General features: G+C 57.0%; 15 protein-coding genes. 5 read left to right on the top strand and 10 right to left on the bottom strand.

Annotation, left to right across the window (positions count from 1 at the left end; translation table 11 throughout):
- The 5 genes from ACX17K_RS17285 to ACX17K_RS17265 form a co-directional block, all read left to right on the top strand.
- On the top strand, positions 1–1,009 hold a 1,009-nt coding region (locus ACX17K_RS17285; protein WP_493775741.1), incomplete at its 5' end, for a DUF2345 domain-containing protein.
- Between the two features lie 19 nt (positions 1,010–1,028).
- Positions 1,029–1,823 carry a hypothetical protein gene (locus ACX17K_RS17280; protein WP_493775740.1) on the top strand — a complete coding sequence of 265 codons (795 nt, stop codon included), beginning with the start codon at positions 1,029–1,031 and terminating at the stop codon, positions 1,821–1,823.
- The gene (locus ACX17K_RS17275; protein WP_493775739.1) at positions 1,824–2,291 is read left to right on the top strand and encodes a hypothetical protein; all 468 of its coding nucleotides are present in this window, start codon (positions 1,824–1,826) and stop codon (positions 2,289–2,291) included.
- A complete protein-coding gene (locus ACX17K_RS17270) occupies positions 2,285–2,731 on the top strand; it encodes a hypothetical protein (RefSeq protein WP_493775738.1) in 447 nt (148 codons plus the stop codon). Before ACX17K_RS17275 ends, ACX17K_RS17270 begins: the two co-directional genes overlap by 7 nt.
- 63 nt (positions 2,732–2,794) lie before the next feature.
- The gene (locus ACX17K_RS17265; RefSeq protein WP_493775737.1) at positions 2,795–3,259 is read left to right on the top strand and encodes a hypothetical protein; all 465 of its coding nucleotides are present in this window, start codon (positions 2,795–2,797) and stop codon (positions 3,257–3,259) included.
- Positions 3,260–3,359: 100 nt separating this feature from the next.
- Here the strand turns inward: ACX17K_RS17265 and ACX17K_RS17260 are convergent, their stop codons facing one another.
- The 10 genes from ACX17K_RS17260 to gyrB form a co-directional block, all read right to left on the bottom strand.
- The gene (locus tag ACX17K_RS17260; protein ID WP_493775736.1) at positions 3,360–3,743 is read right to left on the bottom strand and encodes a DUF1484 family protein; all 384 of its coding nucleotides are present in this window, start codon (positions 3,741–3,743) and stop codon (positions 3,360–3,362) included.
- Between the two features lie 70 nt (positions 3,744–3,813).
- Positions 3,814–4,215, bottom strand: a complete 402-nt coding sequence (locus ACX17K_RS17255; protein WP_493775735.1) for a DUF1484 family protein — start codon at positions 4,213–4,215, stop codon at positions 3,814–3,816.
- Between the two features lie 275 nt (positions 4,216–4,490).
- Positions 4,491–4,889 (bottom strand): DUF1484 family protein, encoded by a 399-nt coding sequence (locus ACX17K_RS17250; protein ID WP_493775734.1) that lies wholly within the window; start codon positions 4,887–4,889, stop codon positions 4,491–4,493.
- A 283-nt stretch (positions 4,890–5,172) separates the two neighbouring features.
- Positions 5,173–6,510: an McrC family protein gene (locus ACX17K_RS17245; RefSeq protein ID WP_493775733.1), complete on the bottom strand. Its 1,338-nt coding sequence runs from the start codon at positions 6,508–6,510 to the stop codon at positions 5,173–5,175.
- Positions 6,507–8,891, bottom strand: coding sequence for an McrB family protein (locus ACX17K_RS17240; RefSeq protein WP_493775732.1), 2,385 nt, complete (start codon positions 8,889–8,891; stop codon positions 6,507–6,509). The genes ACX17K_RS17245 and ACX17K_RS17240 overlap by 4 nt, the downstream gene beginning before the upstream one ends.
- 6 nt (positions 8,892–8,897) lie before the next feature.
- Positions 8,898–9,530, bottom strand: coding sequence for a M48 family metallopeptidase (locus ACX17K_RS17235; protein ID WP_493775731.1), 633 nt, complete (start codon positions 9,528–9,530; stop codon positions 8,898–8,900).
- Positions 9,531–9,654: 124 nt separating this feature from the next.
- Positions 9,655–12,975: a type I restriction endonuclease subunit R gene (locus ACX17K_RS17230; RefSeq protein WP_493775730.1), complete on the bottom strand. Its 3,321-nt coding sequence runs from the start codon at positions 12,973–12,975 to the stop codon at positions 9,655–9,657.
- Positions 12,972–14,285, bottom strand: coding sequence for a restriction endonuclease subunit S (locus ACX17K_RS17225; RefSeq protein WP_493775729.1), 1,314 nt, complete (start codon positions 14,283–14,285; stop codon positions 12,972–12,974). Before ACX17K_RS17225 ends, ACX17K_RS17230 begins: the two co-directional genes overlap by 4 nt.
- Positions 14,278–16,782 (bottom strand): type I restriction-modification system subunit M, encoded by a 2,505-nt coding sequence (locus tag ACX17K_RS17220; protein ID WP_493775728.1) that lies wholly within the window; start codon positions 16,780–16,782, stop codon positions 14,278–14,280. The genes ACX17K_RS17225 and ACX17K_RS17220 overlap by 8 nt, the downstream gene beginning before the upstream one ends.
- A 217-nt stretch (positions 16,783–16,999) precedes the next feature.
- The gene (gyrB, locus tag ACX17K_RS17215; protein WP_493775727.1) at positions 17,000–19,390 is read right to left on the bottom strand and encodes a DNA topoisomerase (ATP-hydrolyzing) subunit B; all 2,391 of its coding nucleotides are present in this window, start codon (positions 19,388–19,390) and stop codon (positions 17,000–17,002) included.
- Between the last annotated feature and the right edge of the window lie 13 nt (positions 19,391–19,403).

Below are 19,403 nucleotides of genomic sequence, written 5' to 3'. Positions count from 1 at the left end.
GCGCGGCGACGGCTTCGAGCTGCGCACCGACAACCACGGCGCCATCCGCGCCGCCCATGGCCTGCTGCTGTCCACCGAGGCTCAGAACGGCGCTGGCGGTAAACAGCTAGCGCGCGAGCACGCCCAGAGCCAGCTCGACTCGGCCCTCAGCCTCTCCCAGGCGCTGGCCGAAACCGCCACCGGCCAGCTGGCCGACACCATGGAAACCGGGCCCGACGAAATCGGCCCGGACAACGCCAAGGCCGGCAAGAAGCCCGACGGCCACCTGCAACACCACGCCGACGCGCTGAAGGCCTGGGAAGCGGGATCGAACACCGACAAAGACGGCAAAACGGCGAAAGGCCAAGCCGGCCAGCAACCGCTGCTGATCCTGTCCGCACCCGCAGGCATCGCCTCCCTGACCGAGCAAAGCCAAACCCTCAGCGCCGGCCAGAACCTGAATCTGGTCGCCCAGCGCGACGCCAACCACACCACCGGCCGGCGCTGGCTGCACAACGTCGGCCAGCACATCAGCCTGTTCGTGGCGGGAGTGAAGGACAAGGTGGCGCTGAAGCTGATCGCGGCAAAAGGGAAGGTGCAGGTGCAGGCGCAGAGCGACGTGATGGAGCTGACGGCGGATAAGGACCTGACCATCACCTCGGTCAAGCAGAAGATCCACCTCAACGGCAAACAGGAAGTCCTGCTCACCAGCGGTGGCGCCTATGTGCGGATCAAGGATGGCAAGATTGAGCTACATGCGCCGGGCACTGTCAGCTTCAAGGGGGCAAGCCATGATTGGAGCGGGGGAACAAGCCTTGGACAGACATATAACGCTATGCCACAAACCAAGTTTGATGATCGCTTTCAGCTAGTAGATCAGCATACAGGTAAGCCTTTGGCAAATCATAAGTATGAAATTCATCGTGAATTTGGTGGGATCGAAAGAGGATACACTGACAGTGAAGGATATACGCATATGGTGAAGAACCCAAATGCTTCAGAAAGCGTTGAAATCAAAGTGATCAAGTAATCTTTGAAAAGATAACCATATGGCTAAAGAAATATTAAAAATTAGCACCAAGACACTATCACCTGCATCAAACCAGAAGGATAAAAAAATCTTGGTTTGCAAACCGCCAAGGATTGTAATTTTTTTTGTTGGTGGAGCTGGTGATAAGAGGCCATTTTTGGGTAGCGGGCCAAATGGTAATATTGTAGACGTCAAGAAATATTTCGAGAGTCAATTTAAAAGAGAAATGTCGGATTTTTTAATAAACTCGGTATATGTTGGATATTATGAGGTTCATGGGAGTGAGAATGTACAGAGACTGGCTGCGGAATTTATTATTGACAAGAAGGCCAAGGTGTATATAGTGGGTCATAGCTTGGGCGGGTGGAATGGAGCCCATTTTTCGCAGAAGCTATCTAAGCTTGGCTACGCTGTAGAAATGTTGATAACGCTTGATCCTGTTGGTGAGAGTCAAGTCCTTAAGGTATTTGCGGATATATATGCGGCAGTGCCAGAACCTATTGCATATATCTGGATTAATTTACGATACTATCAGAGCTATTTGTCAATAATAAAAAAATACTATCCAGGGAAAAAGTATGATGATATGAAGGTCGACCTTTCAGCTAATGCTGTGGCCGATGCCGGTATTCAATGGTGGATTGGCCCTAGGTTAGATGGTGTTAAAGTCCCTGATCGACTCCCAGATTTGAATAAGATTGTAGATGTAAATCATGTTGAAACGTTGCCTGCTATGCAGTACCCCCTGGATGGTAAAATAACTGCGTGGAGTATTTTGAAGGGGAGTGTTGAGACGAATTTAGAGGGGGAGTGAATGAAGCTGCTTAAGACAATAGTGATTTTTGTTGTTATTTTGGGGTTGGTAATTATGGTATTTAACCATCCTCCAGTTGTTAAGTATGATCATGTGTCATTAAATAATAAGAGGGAGGTTGAAATATATTTCTTCAGTGATAAAACAGATTTTGGTAATGCATACAATATAGCATGCTCTCTTTCTGATAAAACAAAGTATCCAAATGTTTTTCCGGAAGATGGTGTCGCGATATACGGAAAGGTTATTAAAAAGGTTGGAGAAGGTAAGTTTAAAGCTTCAGTCTACATGGATGGTTTTAGCAAGTCTGGCCAATATTCGGTAGGTAAGTATGATATTGAGCGAGAGCTGAATGGAGCAAAAAAAATCTCCTGCGTTATTTATCAGCGCGGCTTCTTTACTTGGGGCTCTGCGACAGATCCTATAGATGTGCCGGTTCAGGACCTGTACTCTGTGATGGGATGGTAAAATTTGGAGGAGTTAAGTTATTTATTTTGATACCAGTTCTGCTTGTTGGGATATGTTATTGGTACGGCGTGTGGCCATTCTCCCGAACTGTCAAAGTTGTTCAGGCTAATCTGACAGATCAAGGAGCTGTCGTTAAGTTTATACCATCTTGGAATGTTAAAGCTCCTACATTATTTTGTAGCTTTGATCGAGATAAGGGGCGCCACTATACAGTGTCTAATGAAACAGTTGGGCGTGGTGGTCCTGATACGGCAGTTCGACAAAGGCAGAGCATGACGATTGAGGTGGTTTTTGGTAAGGCTGAGTGGAAGGATATGTCTAGTGATGAATTCAAGAAACTGGTAGATGAACGAGGCTCTATTTATTGCCGGTTGTATCAAGCCAATTTTTCCTCTATTGAATCTGATGAGTTTGAAGTTAAACTACCCAAGAGTAAATAATAGTATCGTGGATGTGGTAATCCATGATTTCGCAGTAGGGTTGAGCTTGTAAAGGCAGTGAGTATGCCATTGCTTCTGTTGTTCTATGTAGTAGGCGGGTTATTCAGTTGGGCAAGTGCCATTGGCCCAATTCAATATGCTGCTGTGGAAAGATCAGGCGTTGAAATAATATTCAAGTTTTCCAGTGCTGAATCTGGGTTGTCTAGAAAGTTGAGTCGCTTAAATTGTCTGATAGGCAATGCGTCGGTGGAGAACTTCATTGAGCTAGATCAGGGGGTAAACTGGACTGGAGCGATTGAGGATACAGGTCAGGAGAGCGGGTTATTTTTTTACAAAGCTAGCGGTATTGCTCATATGGTAGATGACGGGCGGTGGTCTCTTCCATCCGGTGATAAAATTGCACAAGAGCTATCTGATAAAAAAATCGTACGCTGCCGAGTGGTACAAGGTGGTTATGTTGGCAAGCCTGTCGTTTCACCGGAAATGGTTGTGCCAGTGAGGAATATTATTGAGTTATATCGGAATTGATTGAAGCTACGCGATAAGTGTGGCTAATGCACCGATAGAGATGAATCCAAGATAGCTTGTAAAAAAGCCCACCCCGCCATCCGGCCGGGTGGGCTTTTTGCTACACCCGGCCTACCAGTTGGTAGCGGGCCAGCAGCAGTTCTTGGTGTAGCGGGGTGAGCAGGCTGAACAGCTGGCGGGCGGGGAATGGGGTGCCGTCTGCCAGGCGGAGCAGGTCCAGCAGCGACTGCATGCCCTCGCTGGTGCGGGCCAGGGTTTGGTTGCTGGTGCTGAGGGCTTGTTCGATTTCCTGGTTGAGCTCCGCCAGCCTTTCCACTAGCAGGCGCAGGGCGGTGGGGCAGTGGTGGGTGAGCGGGTTTTGCAGCTTGGTGATGATCTGATCCAACTCCACCAGCGCCGCTACGGTGGCGGGGAGGTGGTTGGGTTTGTCCGTGTCGGCGTTCTGGCTGGATGTGGGTGGCATTAGCGGGGTGATGTTGGACATGCGTTTTCCTCCATGACTGGATAGCGGAAACCGCCGGGCCTACGTGTGCGGGCCCGGCTGGCTTGTGCGTTTACAGCGCGCGGGTGAGCAAGTGGAGCGATTGGTCCATGCACTTATCCAGCGGCGCCAGCAGTTCCTTCAGCCGGCTGGATGGCAGGCGCACGTCGTCGCCCAGGCATGAGAGCAGGTCCATCATGGCTTCCAGGCCCAGCTGGGCATGGGCCAGGTGGGGGATGGATTCCCTTACCGCGTCCTCCATCTCCCGGCACAGGTGGGCCAGCTGCGCTACCGGTTGGCGCAGGCTGGCTAGATCGGGGTCGGCCAATTGCGCCTGCAGCTGGGCAAAGATGTGGTTCAGCTTGGCCAGCGGCGTGGCCGGATTGGATGGTCGCAGATGGCGGTGTGGCCCGTGGCCACGTACCTGGGGGTGGATGTGCACGGCAAACGGCGCAAATTCAGTGGGGTGGGACATGCGTATCCTCCAGCGAGAAAGTCCGCCCGCCCGGGCGCGAGCCAGCGCCTGTCCGGCCTGCGGCCGGGGAAAAGGCCAACGCGCGCGGGCGAGCGGCAAGTCAGTGCGTCCCGTGTGGGGGCGGGGAAAGCGGCGAGGGCGGAGCGGTGCCTGATGCGCAGGCGGCGAGGGGCGCGATGGGTGAGTGCGCCCCCAAGGTGCCGCCACGCCGCTGCCCACCCCAACACGGGGTTCTCAGCGGCCGCCGTGCCCGGATGGGCCGCGGCGGCAGCGGCTTACAGCACGCTGGTGAGCCGGCTGAGCGACGCTTCCATCCGCTTGTCCAGCGGCGCCAACAACTGCTGGAGGCGGCTGGACGGCAGGCGCACGTCGTCGCCCAGCGCGGACAGCAGGCCCAATAGCGCCTGCAAGCCCAGCTGGCCGTGGGCCAGGTGGCAGATGGTTTCCACCACCGCGTCCTCAATGTCGCGGCACAGATGCGCCAGCTGCGCCGCCGGCACGCGGGCGCAGGCCTGCGGCTTGCGGGCAAGCTGGTCCTGCAAGGCGGCAAAGGCATCATGCAGCCTATGCATGGCCAGCAGGCTGGGCTGAGACAAAGAAGCAGACGCTCCGGAGCGAAGCAAAGGGCTGGGGGATACGGCAAGGTGAGACGCACTGCGGGAAATGCTTGTCATGGCAAGATTCTCCGAGATTTAAGTGCTCGCCTGCGTCTCCGACGCCAATCGGTGGGTGGCAGGCACATGGCGGGATTGGCGTTACCGGAATCTCGGAACCGGCGTGTCTTGCGACACTCCCACCAAGGCCCGCCATAGATTGCACGAAGCAATGGTGTGAGGACTGGAGCTTTCGCTGCAGTCCGCCGAGATTCTTCGGGACGCCAATCCCGGTGCCGCTATTGAACGGCACGAACGCAATTATCTAGCTGAAAGGCTTGTCAGGCAAGCGAAGAAGTACGTATTAATAGGCGAGACTGGGCACGCCTGAATCTCGGACGAATATTGAATCTAGCTGCGGAGAACTGGGTATCTTCAATCGGCGTTCTTTGAGGCAGAACGGTAGCACCCAAAGGCGCATTCTGCTGGTCTTCGGAAAATCGAACACAGGCAGTGGGGCGATGAAGGCATCTGTCCTCGGGTAGATCAAAATAACATCTCCGACGCCATCTAGATAACTCAAGCCATAAGCCTGTAATTGATAGAAATCGGCTTGCGATAAGCCGTATTTGTCTGTCCCGTTCGGTTTCAGACTATTCAATAGTTTCCACTTGGTATCGAGTACTAGTAAGTCACTGTCTGAACTTCGAACCAGCAGGTCTGGCTTCAAGCGGAACCAACTCTGTTCGCAGTGGCGAACCAAGTGATGGCTACGTGCTTGAGTCTTCAGAATGAGAGGGGGTATCAGCTGTTGGGGAAGATGCTTAGCTACATAAGCCTCAAAGACGGCTTCCATTGGAAACAACAATGACGGAGCAGTGTGTCGCCCCGAGCCAGTAAGTGGAGATTCCTCATCCAAAATAAGGCGTGTCCATGCCAGGGCATCAGCGTAGTAGCTCATGCCACGATTTAGCCGCACCTGCTGGAAATCGATCCGCGTTTGCGTAGAGGGTGGGATGTCGGCAAAAACGAAATTCAGCTCTCGGGCCAGTCGCTGATTGGCTTGTGTCCCTGTAAGTTGTAGCACGCGTCGTAATGCTGCATGAATCAGACGATTCTCTGGGCGGTCAGTCGAGAACTCATCGTGCTCCGTGAAGAAACGGTCTGCCCGGAATAGGTTTTGCCGCAAGTGTTGTGACAATATAAGTTTGCCACGCAAGGCAGGCAAATTATCCTGATGCTGGCGATAGTCACTGCGAAGCCCTCGCTTGACGATGTGCTCGACGGAGCGCAGAAACTCGCTGATGAATATTTCCAATAGCGGCATTTGTGCTGCGGAGAGTTTGGCGCTATCGGTCAGTATGTGCCGAAAGCCATGCAGGCAGCACAACATTTCAATCAGCAATTGACGTGCTTCGACTGAGCCACCGCCGATGGCCTTGCCGACTTTTGGCAGCACTTCTATTTGGTATCCGTTTGGCGCACGAATGACGCCGACAAAGCTGGTTACCTGGATGACACGACGACCACGGCGTTGAGTCCAACGTAGCCAGTTGGCATCTCCTGAGTCGGCAGCACGCAGGCACTGCCCCTCAAGCCAGCTGAATACGCTGACCGGAATCATGCGAACACCATCGCTACCCGAGAAATCTGCCCCGGCGGGGGCCAGGGCGTCAAACTCGTAAATGGTCAAGCCATTCATCTGGCGGGTAGCTTCTGGTAGATGCCGATGTAGGCATCCGGGTTGATGAAGGAAGTATTCTGCACCACGTAACATTGCTTGGTAGCATAAGTATCCAGACCATGATCGCTGCCGAACAGTCGCACTAGATCCTCTTCGTGATCCTGGTTCTCAATCACAAACTGAGCGGCTTCAGGCTTCTGGTTGTCTGCCAGCACAAGTCGGATTTTCTGCCAGTCTTCGAAGAAGTATTCCTCGAGCAGGGGGACGATGCGATTACTGAAAACTTGCGACAATGCAATGAGGCGTTCGTATCCATCGGAGATCTGAGTAAGCGATGTGAAATAAGCATGACCTATGCAGTGATCGCGGTCGTAGAGACTCTCGATACGTTGATTAATGACAGACAGCATTTTGGGAATGTCAATCACCTTTTCGTCCACGTGCACGCGCAGGCCAGAAAGTGGGGCCCCAGCCTCATCGCGGGTATTCGACAACACTGGCACAAAGTCGAACCTGCGGCGAAGCGCGGTATCAAGTAGGGCCAGGGACCGGTCTGCTGTATTCATTGTGCCGATGATGTCAACGTTGGATGGCACTGAGAATGACTCGCCTGAGTAGGGCAAGGTGACCGAGATGGTATGTTCCGTGCCTTCTCGCTTATCCGGTTCGATCAATGTTATCAGTTCGCCAAATATCTTGCTGATATTGCCCCGATTGATTTCGTCGATGACCATGGCAAAGCGCTGATCCGGCGTGAGGCGCGCCTTGCGACATAGATCCTTGAATACACCAGGCCGGATTTCGTATTTGACTGTACCCGTTTCAGCATCGTCATCCAGGACTGGACGCAAGCCTTCCACAAATTCTTCATAGCCATACGATTGATGAAAAGTGACAAAGCTGTAGCGTTGGACTGTCCCGGTCGCTGGTGGTCCGGCGCGGTAAGCCTTGACCATTTCAATGAGATCGGCGCATAACTCTTTCCAATCCCCTGAGAAATGCCAGATCGATTCTGGAGTCTTATCGAAAATCGCCGGAGCCATGCGTTTAGTCGTTCTGACAGTTTCGGATGATTCAATCGCGTGATACTGCAAAGCCCCCCAAACGGTGTTGCGCACATTCTTGTTGGAAGACCTGACAGCAGCGACGCCCTTAACAAACGGATGCTCCAACAATGTATCGACACTGGCTTTCTCACCAAGATCGTATAAGGCAGCGGCTGCACTTTCCCACCAGGTCAAATTAAGAGCCCTTGCTGCAATGAATTCAGCTTGCCACTCCTCGTGACTTACCGAAGTCATTGCCTGCTCGTAGTCCCTTTTGAGTAGCTGTGACAGTTCGTACGTTTTGCCGGTCCCGGGGGGGCCGTAGTAGATGCGATTAAAGGCTTGCGCGACAGCAACATCCATTGCGGGCTCCTCGTCATCGGATTCCTCGTCGGATTCCGTCGCGTCATCCCGAAGTTGATCAGGCCACAGACCGGGACGCTCGGTTTCCAGAACCAACCACTCGTCCAGTGTTTCTCGCCCGGTCACCAAGGCTGCTTCAATTTTCGCCACCAGTTCATCGGTCAGTGGCACTCGGCTTAATCCGGGCACCTCACCAATAGCCCGTAACCAGGAGATAGTCCGGAGGCGCCTGCCTTGGACTCTTCCAAGCACGCCAATCGCACGCTCACTGCCAGGGTTCTTGCGGCCAAAGCGCACTTGAATCCCTTTGCCCATGTGCCACCAGTCCAGCCCCGCTGCGTGAGCGGCTCTGGCCAGTCGGCAAAATGTAGCCTTGTCCTGCTCTGACCAAGAAGCCCGGAAGGTTTTGAAGGCGGGCTTGCCATCGAAATGCTTGAGCAGGTCTTCATCGCTCAGCTTTTTACTCAAATCCAGCTTGGTCACCACTTCGTCATAACGGAGGTGGAATTTACGAATGGCCTCTACGCTCCAGTCGACCAGCTCTGCCAGCGATTTGCCCAGCCCTTCTGACGCTGGAAGCATGGACACGATGGGCGACCCATTGTTGTAGCCGCCGCGCAATACAAGGTACTCACGCCGCACGGGCGCGCCCTCATCGAGCCCAACGGTATCGATCTTGACCACAAAGCCATCGTCAGCATCGATCCCGAGGGTATAAGCCAGCTCCTTAGGCGAATTCGTTGCCGGGTAGATGCGGGCCCAGTTGTAGGGTAGAAAGGAATTCGCCTGGCTGGTCGGGCGCTTGCGAACCTTGACCACACCCATCGGGAACAATTTGGTATTCACCTCGTTAGCCCACGCTTCGGTCACCTCGTAGGCCTTCTTCAGTTCCTCGTAGGCGCGGTTCTGCTCGGGGTTGGATTCGTCGCGTTTTTGCCCCTTCCACTTGTTCAGCAGCTTGAAGTGGTCACTAGTGAAAAAGTCAGCCATCTTTTTTTATATCCCTTCAACATCCATGCCGTGCTCGGCCAGCCAGGCCCTGCGCTGCGCATAATCGGGCATGGCACGTTCAACACGTTGCCAGAAGGCCGGGGTGTGATGCGGTTCGTGCAGGTGGGCAATTTCGTGCACCACCACATATTCCGCGATACGGGCGGGCAGCAAAATGGTTTTCCAATGGAAATACAACCAGTCGCCTTTTCCGCAAGAGCCCCAGCGATAACCAAGGTCCTGCACCTTCACGCCAGCCGGCGCTACTTCCATGCGTGACTGGTAGTCGGCTACGCGGCCGGACAGCCAGATATGGGCCCTTTCGCCATACCAGCGGATAAGGTGTTCCCGTGCGCCGGCCTGCGCATCGTGGCGTAGTGCAAAGCGGCCATGTACCAGCTTTAAGGGGGCATCCTGCTCATCGACCCATTTCAGCCGATAGCTACGCCCCAGATACAGAAAGCCCTCGCCGGCAACAAACGCTTTGCGTGGCACCTTGCGATGCAGCCGCTCTTTCTCGGCTAGCTTGGTGTAGATCCAGAAGCGCTTCTCCATGACAAATTCGCGGAGTTGATCGATACCCACTTCAGGTGGCGCACAAAGAATTAGCTCCCCCGTTCGTTCCACCGTGATTTGCATCGTCCGGCGCCTACCGCTGCGTCGTATGGAGAAGTGCAGGTCATCCACGTGCAGACAGCCCTCTGCCTCGGCAGTGGCACTGTCTGCTTGATGGGCGGTAGGCTTCAGAGAGGTCCGCATGGGGTCACACCTGCACCAGCTTGTCGTGGTTGGCGCGCGCCTGCTCTATGAGCTTGTTCGCCAGCACACCCGCTTTGTCGGTATCGACCAGAGGCGGCCGTAGGCGCATCAGGTGCTCGAACAGTTGCGCAGTCAGGTCTTCCTGCGCCGCGCGTTTATGGGGGCTCCAGATATCCCGGTTCCCCTGCAGCTCCTGCACCAACAGCTCCACCAACTCCACAGTCACATCCTTCAGGCGCAGCAACTCGGAGGCCGTGGGGGCCTGGCCAGCGTATAACGCATCCAGCACGGTCCGCAGGAAAGGCGCGCAATGCTCGGGCAGGTCACTTGGCGCATCGGTGCTGCCCGCCTTGCCGGCGCGCAGTTCGTCGATGATCGTCTGCAATTGCGAGATCACCTCATTCCACTGCTCACCCAAGGTTCTCAGTATGTCATTCAAGCGCTCGGAGAGCTTGCGGTACAGCACCGGATCTTCATCGGTGTGCTTGCGGATGTGTGAGCGAATGGCATGCTCCATTTCCGACGCCTTGGCGCGGTCGTTCGCGGCCCGCGCAAGATGCGTGTCAAACTCGGCATCGGTTAGCTGAATCGGCGGGATTTTCGGATCAACGCCCAGTGAGATCACATGGTTGTCAATCAGCTTGCGCACCTTGGCGCCAACATCCTTGCCCAGTACCGGGGTGTCCTTGTAGCGGTTGCGGGCGCGTGCGTAGATATAAGCGAGCTTCTTGGCATCCTTGGTGTACGGCAACCCTTCCGGCCGTGGCAATACGGTGTCGAGCGATCCGAGGAAGGCCTTGAGCTTGACGGCGAACTCGGCGCGCAACTTCTCGCTACCCAGCGCCTCGACACAGGCTTCGGTGTCCTCCAGCGACTCGATGCCGCGCTGGCGGAACAGATCCGCCACCCGCAAATGCCGGTCGCGCAATACCGGCACCTCGTCCTTCAAGCTGGCCAGCGCGCCGTCCACGTCCTCATCGGAGTAGGCGGCCAGCGCCTCCTTCAAGTGCTGAGCCACCCCGTAATAGTCCACCACGATGCCGCAGCGTTTGCCGAAACCGGTACGGTTGACGCGAGCGATCGCCTGCAGCAATTCCGCCTCGCGGATCGGGCGGTCGAGATACATCACGCCCTCGATCGGCGCATCGAATCCGGTGAGCAGCATGGACTTCACCACCAGAAAGGCCAGCGGGTCCGTCCTTTCTGGCTTGGCATGGAACAGCGGCTTTTTGAAGCGCTTGATCAGTTGTTCTTGCGCCGCGCCATCGGTCCAGGACTTCCACGCCGGGTCGTCGTTGTTGCTGCTCGAGATGATGGGTGCGAATTCGATGTGGGCAAGCGTCTCGCGGTAACGCCAGGCTTGTACTACCGCCTGCACCTTGGCGGAACGCTGGCACAGCGCCTCATCATCCAGCGCCTTGTCTTCGGGCGAGAGCGCGGCGGCCTCGGCCAGCAACTCATCGCGGGCTATTCGCAAGGCTTCGAAATAGCGAATCGCTGCCAAGCGGCTGTAAGCCACCACCTGCGCCTTGTAGCCATTGGGCAGGATGTTGGTCACGTAGTGGCGCAAGATGTCGCGGGCCTTGTCGGCAATCAGCGCTGGGGCGTCAAAGATATGGCCCTTGGTGGCGTACTTCTTCTTGATCGCCTCCAGCTCCTCCTGCGTATGCTGACGGAACAGATCCTCGAACAATTCATCCAGGCTAGCGCCGTCTTTGACGGCGCCGTTGGTGGTGCGTCCCTCGTACAGCACCGGCACCGTGGCGCCGTCAGACTCGGCTTCCTTGATGGTGTAGCGATCGATGAATTCGCCAAAGATCTCATGGGTGCGTTTCTTGTCGCCCATGATGATAGGCGTACCGGTAAAGCCGATGCGCGCGCAGTTGGGCAAGCCCGCTAGCAGATTGGCGTGCAGGTCGCCGGCCTGGGTGCGGTGCGCCTCGTCCACCAGCACCAGGATGCTGTCATCCTCGTTTAAGACTTCAAACTGGTCATCGGCTTTATAGTGGGCTTTGGGTTCTCCAGCCTTGGGCAAATCATCCGCCGTCAGCGCTGTATCGCCTACCGCATCTTGATCGCGATACTTTTGGATGGTGGCAAAGATCAGCCCCGGCCCCTGACGCCGCGCCAGCGCCTTCACCCCATTGCTGCTTTCCGCCACATCCACCATTTCGCCGGCCAACGTGGCAGTGGCAGACAATTGGCCCTGCAAGTCCTTGCGGTCGGTGACGACGATCACCTTGAAGCGTCGCAACTCAGGCTCCGCGCGCATCTTGCGCACCAGGAACACCATGGTGAGCGACTTGCCCGAGCCTTGGGTGTGCCAGATAATGCCGCCGCGCTGGTCATGTTCACCATGCTGCCGCCGGGTCTGGCCGCTCTTGAGGCGAACGATGGCGCGGTTCACCGCCCGGTATTGCTGGTAGCGGCACACCGCCTTGATGGTCTGCCCACCTACCTGCATGAACAACATGAAGTTCCGCACCACGTCTAGCAAATGCGCCGGGGTCAGCAAGCCAGCGATCAGACGCTCCTGCTCGGAAATGGCAGACTTGCCCAACGCCTGCGCTACCGCCAGCTCACTGCCGCTGCCATCAGGGCCGACCACCGTCTTCCACTGGGCGTAATGCTCAAAGGCCGCGCCCACACAGCCCACCCGGGCCTCGTCAAAGCTGGTGGTCACCAGCAGTTGGTTGGTGGCGAACAAGGGCACGTTGCCCTCATTGTCATCCACCTCAAGAGCTGCTTTGCGCTGGTTGCTATAGCGCCGCAGTTGGTCCACCGCCTCGGCCAGCGGCTCGGGAACCGACGGGCTCTTGCACTCCACCACCACCAGCGGGATGCCGTTCACCAGCAGCACCAGATCGGGCACGATGAAAGCCTTGCCGCTGTTGAAGCCAGGCGGGCAATCGACACGGTATTGGTTGATCACTGTGAAGCAGTTGTTGGCCGGAGTATCCCAGTCGATATAGCGGATGGTCTGCCCACGTCCGCCGTCCCAGCCGGTCAGTCCTTCGACAGTCAGGCCACGGATCAACAGCGATGTCGCCTTCTCGTTGGCCTCCATCAGTTTGTGTGTCCCTAGCCGGGTGATGGCGGCCACGGCTTCCGACAGCCGATCCTCGTCCAGCCAGGGCGCGCCATCAGATCCAAGGTTCAGCGCGCGCAGTTGTTGGCGCAGCAGGCCAGTCTGAATCACCTCGGCAAATCCCGTCCGGCCGGTCACTGCCGGGTCGTCAATACTGCCTTCAATATGCGCCCAACCTAGTGCCTGCAACTGGGTGACGAATGGTTTTTCGACGTCTTCGAGTTCCCAGCCCATCATGCGCTCCCTGGTTGTTGTGCGGCTTCGGTCAGCAATGGCGTGACGCGGACGCGACCGGTGAGGAGGTCGTCCATCAAGCCAGCTTTGAGCTCTCGCAGCTTGGCGGCCTCCGTCGCCGCGTTCTGTATGCGGTTATCAATTTCGTCCAACCGCGTGGCAATCAAATCTTGTTCGGCACGAAGTGGCTTTGTGGTCACCAAACCACGGATCGTTGGCAGGTTGAGGCCCGCTTTCGCGCCCGCATCGTTCAGCTTACTAATGTAGGTTTGTGCGGTTGGGCCGGCCAGGTAATGACCGACGAATCGCGAATTAACCACATCAAGGTCTGGTCGCACCAACGCAATATGCTGGTTGATGTACGCCTCGCCCAAGCCATCTGGAACGACACCAACGATGCCCAGATCAGCCGTTATAGAAATCAAGATGTCGCCAGATTCTAGTCGTGTTCTCTGTCCATCTGCACTCCGAGGCGGACGCACGTACATTGTCGATTCGTAGCGAAAGTTGATGTGCTCACGCGTCAAGTTACCAATGCGAACGAACAGCGCACCGCTATCAGCATAGAAGCGCGCCCAATCGCGCGAACCGCTGGTTACCGTCTTTGACACCGACTCCAGCGTGACAAAATCCCACTCCTTCGGAATCCACCCTAGCGGCGACTCCTTGTAGAGATGCGGAGCCTCAGCCTGAGGCGGGCGCAGTTCGCCGTTGGCAGCTATGCCGCGCGTCAGCAGGTCGTGCAGCAGGCCCTGCTTGACGGCCTTGAGCTTGGTAATGATCGCCTCGGTTTGGTGGATGGCGGTGTCGAGGGTGTCGAGGATCTCTGCCAGCTTTTTCTGCTGTTCCATCCGCGGGAAGGTCACAGGCAACGTAACCATGTCCCGTTGAAAGATGTGTGGAATTGAACTACCCGAAACCTTATCTTCGATGAGCCTCTTGAACTCAGCACCGTTCAGGGCGTGATACAGAAATCGATAGTCGATTCCCCTAACTGGGCGAACCAGCATCATCGTGCCATTGATAGTCGCCTTACCTGGCAGTGAATCGATTCGAGCAACACGTCCAATAGTTCCGTCCTTGGAAAGGATGACATCCCCAACCGCTAGCGCGATTTCAGACGACTCGTTGTAGCGGAAATCTGAAATGTGGTCTGCGGCACCCCAGTTAATACGCCCGCTACCAATGTGCTTTCCCGCGATGAGGAAAGGGCCCGACTCGGTGTACTCAGACGCAGCGAGCCCCCTCCAGCCGATGCGCGCTTTGATATAGCAGTATTTTCCAAGGCTATCGGTTTGCCAGTGTTCAGACATACCGCAACCCTTTCAAAAATCCCTGCAACACCTTAGCCGCTTCATCGCGCTTGCCTTCGATCTCGGTCAGCGTCACCCGGTACTTGCCCCACCAGTTTTCAAACGCGGCCACGATCTGCTTGCGCTGGGCGGTCATGTAGCGCTCGACGATCGCGTTCATATCATTGTGCAGGATGGTCAGCAACAAGTCGGCGGCGGCCTCCGGCGTCAGGCCATCCACCGCAGCCTCTATATGTTGCTTGAAGCTATCGTGCTTGGCCTTGAGCTGCTTTTTGACGGCGGTGAGCTCCTTCTTCCAAGCCTTGAGCTGGGCTTCATCCACGACGTTTTCTTCGTCGGCGTCATCCTCCAGCGCTGCGGAGGCTTCACCGTCGTCGTCCTCGACACCCTTGGGGGCGGCCGCCTTGATCTGGCTATCCAGCTCCGCCTTCTTGGCTTCCAGCTCGGTGATGGCCTCGACGAAGTCGCTCATCAGGAACTTGACCAGCTTGTGCTCCAGCGGGCTTTCCTTGCTGGCCTTGTCTTCCAGCGCGGTGACGATGCTGGTGCGCCAGGCATCGGCCACGCCCTTGGCGCCACGCGCTTGCAGGGTGAGAAATTCGTATTTGGTTTGGTACCAAAAGCCGGCCACGATGCCGCGCACCTGGAAGGGGTCCAGCAGGCCGATGGCTTCCAGGCTTTGGCTGAAGCTTTGCAGCAGGTCAGAGCGCAGGGCCACCAGGCTGGCAGCGTTGTCCATCTGGCCCGAGAGCGCCGTGATGCGGGCGCTGTGGGCCTGCCACCACTGCTCGAAGGCAGCGCGGATGGCGGCTTCTTTGGCAACGAGTCCGGCATTATCTTCGATGGCGGGCTTGAGTAGTTGCCGTGTGGCCAGGGCGGGTGCGAAGTCGAAATACTTGGTGTCTCGCTCCACCAGCAAGTCCAGTGGGTTCAAGCCATGAGCGCTGAACAGTTTGGCCTGGTCCGCCACTTCTGCTTTGGGAATGCCGCCGACCAGGTGGGCGCGCACGTCGTGCGGTTCGGGCGGCGGTGCGTTGTCGGCGTAACGGCGGATGTTGAGGTTGTAGCCATTCTCTTTCAGCGTGGCGTTGTCCACGATGGCCGAGAAGCCGTCGATAGCGCGGAACTCGTCGAAGGTGGTGACGATTTTCTCGATGTGCTCAGGCAGCAGGTAGTTCTGTGCGCGGCCTTCAAAGAACTCGCGGTCGGCGTTGATGAACAGCACCTTGCCCTGGCGTTCGGCCGGTTTGCCGCTGACGCTTCGCGCCCCATCCTGCACACGCTGGCGCAGCACCAGAATGCAGGCTGGAATGCCAGTACCGTAAAACAGATTGGGCGCCACGCCGATGACGGCTTCCAACAAGTCATCTTCAATGATACCGGCGCGAATCGTCTTTTCCTCGCCACCCCGGAACAGCACACCATGCGGCATGACGGTGGCTACCATGCCGCCGTCGCGGGTAACGGCCAGCATGTGCTGCAAGAACATCAAGTCAGCCTTCTTGGCACCTAGCGGTACCTGGCCATAGGTGAAGCGTTCGGCGCCAAGCTTGGGCCGCCAGGCGGGCTGGCCATCTGCATCTTTCTCGGTATTGCCCCAGTTGATGGAAAACGGCGGGTTGGTGAGCACGCGGTCAAAGTGCATCAGCTCGCCATCTTTCACATGCTGCGGTTCAGCCAGGGTGTCTTCGTTTTGCAGGTTGGCATTGCTGATGCCGTGCAGCAACATGTTCATCTTGGCGATGGACCACACCGTGCCGTTGAATTCCTGGCCAAACAGATTGGCCTTGCGGCCGTCTTCGCCATGCTCATCGATATACTCTTTGGCGGCAATCAGCATGCCGCCAGAGCCGCAGCAGGGGTCGTAGATGTCGTGCTTGAGCTCCGGCTTGATCAGCCGCACCATCATCCGCACCACCGAGCGCGGCGTGTAGAATTCGCCGCCTTTCTTGCCCGCCGAATCGGCAAATTCGCCAATCAGGTATTCATAGGCCGCGCCCAGAAGATCGGGAAATTCAAAGTCTTCGTTACGTAGGCGGTGCAGGCTGAAATGGGTGATGAGCTGCTGTAGCTTGATGTCGGGGATCTTGCTCTGGCCGATCTTGCGGGTGAAGTCGATGTGTTCCAGCACATCGTAAAGGCTGGTGTTTTCGCCTTCAATCCCGGCCAGCGCCTTGCTCAGCAGGTTACCGACGTTGGCCTGGCGCGAATTGTCCACTAAGTACGAGTAGCGAGCCTCTTTTGGCACCCAGAAATAGCCGTCTTTTTTGTACCAGTACTTGTTCTCGGCAGAGGCCTGCGCTTCGGCTAGTGTCTTGCCCGCATCGATTTCGAGCTGGATCACTTCGGCGTAGCGCTGTTCGAACACGTCGGAACAGCGCTTGAGGAACAACATGCCGAAGATGTATTCCTTGAACTCGGAGGCATCCATCTTGCCGCGCAGGATATCGGCGGCTTTAAACAGGTGGCGTTCTAGCTGTGGCAGGGTCAGGGGCATACGGGAAACCAGTCAAAATCGATTGTTCTGTATTGGCACGGCGGATCAGCGCGTTGGCTGATAAGAGAGCTCTAATATCGTGCAAACATTGATTATTATTTGAAAAGGACAAACGGCCTCAAAATTGGAGGCCGTTTGCTAAGCAGAATACCGAGGGCAAAATCCCAAAAATCTAGAAAAGTGGGAAAAATCTAGAGTTTCGTGGGATCCTACAACCTTACACGTCGATGTTCCGCGCAATCAGCGCATTGCCTTCGATGAACTGCCTGCGCGGCTCCACCTCGTCGCCCATCAGGGTGGTGAACACGTCGTCCGCGCCCATCACGTCTTCGATGCGCACCTTCAGCAGGCGGCGCACGGTCGGGTCCATGGTGGTTTCCCACAGCTGTTCCGGGTTCATCTCGCCCAGTCCTTTGTAGCGCTGGATGTTCATGCCCTTCTTCACCTCGGCCAGCAGCCAGTCCAGCGCTTCGCCAAACTCGCTCACCGGGCGCACGGTTTCGCCGCGTTTGACGTGCGCGCCCTGGCGCAGCAGGCCGCCCAGCAGGTGGCCGGTCTTTTTCAGCTCGGCGTAGTCGCCGCTGTCCAGGAAGTTCTGGTCCAGCACGGTCACCAGCACGTTGCCGTGCAGTTTGCGGATGATCTTCACCAGGTGGCCGTCGTTCTTTTCATCGCGCAGCAGTTGCAGTTCGATGGTGTCGGCGGACAGGTGCTTGTTCAGCACGGCCACGGTGGCGTCGGCTTGCTGTTGGCTTTCCAGCGACAGCGGGCCGGTTTTGAGCATGGCTTCCAGCACCAGCGGGTCGATGACGCGGCTTTCGCGTTCCATCACCGCGCGGGCCAGCAGGAACTGGCGGGCGATTTCGCCCAGGGTTTCGCCGGACAGCGGGGCTTCGCCTTCGGCCGGGATCAGCTCGGCTTTTTCCAGCGCCAGTTGCAGCAGGTACTGGTTCAGTTCGCCGTCGTCTTTCAGATAGCGTTCTTGTTTGCCGTGCTTGGCCTTGTACAGCGGCGGCTGGGCGATGTAGATGTGGCCGCGCTCCACCAGCTCGGTCATCTGGCGGTAGAAGAAGGTGAGCAGCAGGGTGCGGATGTGCGCGCCGTCCACGTCGGCATCGGTCATGATGATGATGCGGTGGTAGCGCAGCTTGTCCGGGTTGTACTCGTCCTTGCCGATGCCGCAGCCCATGGCGGTGATCAGGGTGGCCACTTCCTGGCTTTGCAGCATCTTGTCGAAACGGGCGCGTTCCACGTTGAGGATCTTGCCCTTCAGCGGCAGGATGGCCTGGAATTTGCGGTCGCGGCCTTGCTTGGCGGAGCCGCCGGCGGAGTCACCCTCCACCAGGTACAGTTCGCACAGCGACGGGTCTTTTTCCTGACAGTCGGCCAGCTTGCCGGGCAGGCCCAGGCCGTCCATCACGCCTTTGCGGCGGGTGATTTCGCGAGCCTTGCGCGCGGCCTCGCGGGCGCGGGCGGCTTCCACGATCTTGCCGCAGATGATCTTGGCGTCGTTGGGGTTTTCCAGCAGATACGTCTTCAGCGCTTCGCTGACCACTTCGTTCACCACCGGGCCGATTTCGCTGGAAACCAGCTTGTCCTTGGTCTGGCTGGAGAACTTGGGGTCCGGCAGCTTGACGGACAGCACGCAGGTCAGGCCTTCGCGCATGTCGTCGCCAGTGGTGTCCACCTTGGCCTTTTTGGCGGCTTCGGTTTCTTCGATGAACTGGTTCAGCGTGCGGGTCATCACCTGGCGCAGCGCGGTCATGTGGGCGCCGCCGTCGCGCTGGGGGATGTTGTTGGTGAAGCACTGGACGCTCTCTTGATAAGAGTCGTTCCATTGCATCGCCACTTCCACGCTCATGCCGTCCTTCTCGCCGATGCCGTAAAAGACTTTCGGGTGCAGCACGGTCTTGTTGCGGTTCATGTATTCCACGAAGCCGGCCACGCCGCCGGAGAAGGCGAAGTTTTCTTCCTTGCCGCTGCGCTTGTCGATCAGCTGGATGCCCACGCCCTGGTTCAGGAACGAGAGTTCGCGGATGCGCTTGGCCAGGATGTCGAAGTGGAATTCGATGTGGCCGAAGGTTTCCACGCTGGCGAAGAAGGTAACTTCGGTGCCGCGGTGGCTGGTATGGCCAGTGACGGTGAGCGGGGCCACGGCGTCGCCGCGGCGGAATTCCATCTCGTGCACCTTGCCGTCGCGCCAGATCTTCAGCTTCAGCCAATCGGACAACGCGTTCACCACCGATACGCCCACGCCGTGCAGGCCGCCGGAGATCTTGTAGCTGTTGCTGTCGAATTTGCCGCCGGCGTGGAGGATGGTCATGATCACTTCCGCCGCCGACCGCCCTTCTTCCGGGTGGATGTCGGTGGGGATGCCGCGGCCGTTGTCTTCCACGGAAACGGAGTTGTCCGGATTGATGGTGACCTTGATGGTGTCGGCATGGCCGGCCAGCGCCTCGTCAATGGCGTTGTCCAGCACTTCAAACACCATGTGGTGCAAGCCGGTGCCGTCCTGGGTGTCGCCAATGTACATGCCGGGGCGCTTGCGCACCGCATCCAGGCCTTTAAGCACCTTGATACTGTCCGCGCCGTATTCTTGTTCGCTCATACTCAAACCTTCC

The organism is Chromobacterium sp. INPA-IVC, assembly GCF_059047085.1.
This window is presented reverse-complemented; position numbering and strand designations above follow the sequence as displayed.

Bases quoted from the DNA above. Each gene is read 5' to 3' on its own strand.
- ACX17K_RS17280 (WP_493775740.1), top strand. From the start codon at position 1,029: ATGGCTAAAGAAATATTAAAAATTAGCACCAAGACACTATCACCTGCA.
- ACX17K_RS17230 (WP_493775730.1), bottom strand. From the start codon at position 12,975: ATGATGGGCTGGGAACTCGAAGACGTCGAAAAACCATTCGTCACCCAG.
- ACX17K_RS17260 (WP_493775736.1), bottom strand. From the start codon at position 3,743: ATGTCCAACATCACCCCGCTAATGCCACCCACATCCAGCCAGAACGCC.
- ACX17K_RS17275 (WP_493775739.1), top strand. From the start codon at position 1,824: ATGAAGCTGCTTAAGACAATAGTGATTTTTGTTGTTATTTTGGGGTTG.
- ACX17K_RS17250 (WP_493775734.1), bottom strand. From the start codon at position 4,889: ATGACAAGCATTTCCCGCAGTGCGTCTCACCTTGCCGTATCCCCCAGC.
- ACX17K_RS17255 (WP_493775735.1), bottom strand. From the start codon at position 4,215: ATGTCCCACCCCACTGAATTTGCGCCGTTTGCCGTGCACATCCACCCC.
- gyrB (WP_493775727.1), bottom strand. From the start codon at position 19,390: ATGAGCGAACAAGAATACGGCGCGGACAGTATCAAGGTGCTTAAAGGC.
- ACX17K_RS17245 (WP_493775733.1), bottom strand. From the start codon at position 6,510: ATGAATGGCTTGACCATTTACGAGTTTGACGCCCTGGCCCCCGCCGGG.
- ACX17K_RS17220 (WP_493775728.1), bottom strand. From the start codon at position 16,782: ATGCCCCTGACCCTGCCACAGCTAGAACGCCACCTGTTTAAAGCCGCC.
- ACX17K_RS17270 (WP_493775738.1), top strand. From the start codon at position 2,285: ATGGTAAAATTTGGAGGAGTTAAGTTATTTATTTTGATACCAGTTCTG.
- ACX17K_RS17240 (WP_493775732.1), bottom strand. From the start codon at position 8,891: ATGGCTGACTTTTTCACTAGTGACCACTTCAAGCTGCTGAACAAGTGG.
- ACX17K_RS17235 (WP_493775731.1), bottom strand. From the start codon at position 9,530: ATGCAAATCACGGTGGAACGAACGGGGGAGCTAATTCTTTGTGCGCCA.
- ACX17K_RS17265 (WP_493775737.1), top strand. From the start codon at position 2,795: ATGCCATTGCTTCTGTTGTTCTATGTAGTAGGCGGGTTATTCAGTTGG.
- ACX17K_RS17225 (WP_493775729.1), bottom strand. From the start codon at position 14,285: ATGTCTGAACACTGGCAAACCGATAGCCTTGGAAAATACTGCTATATC.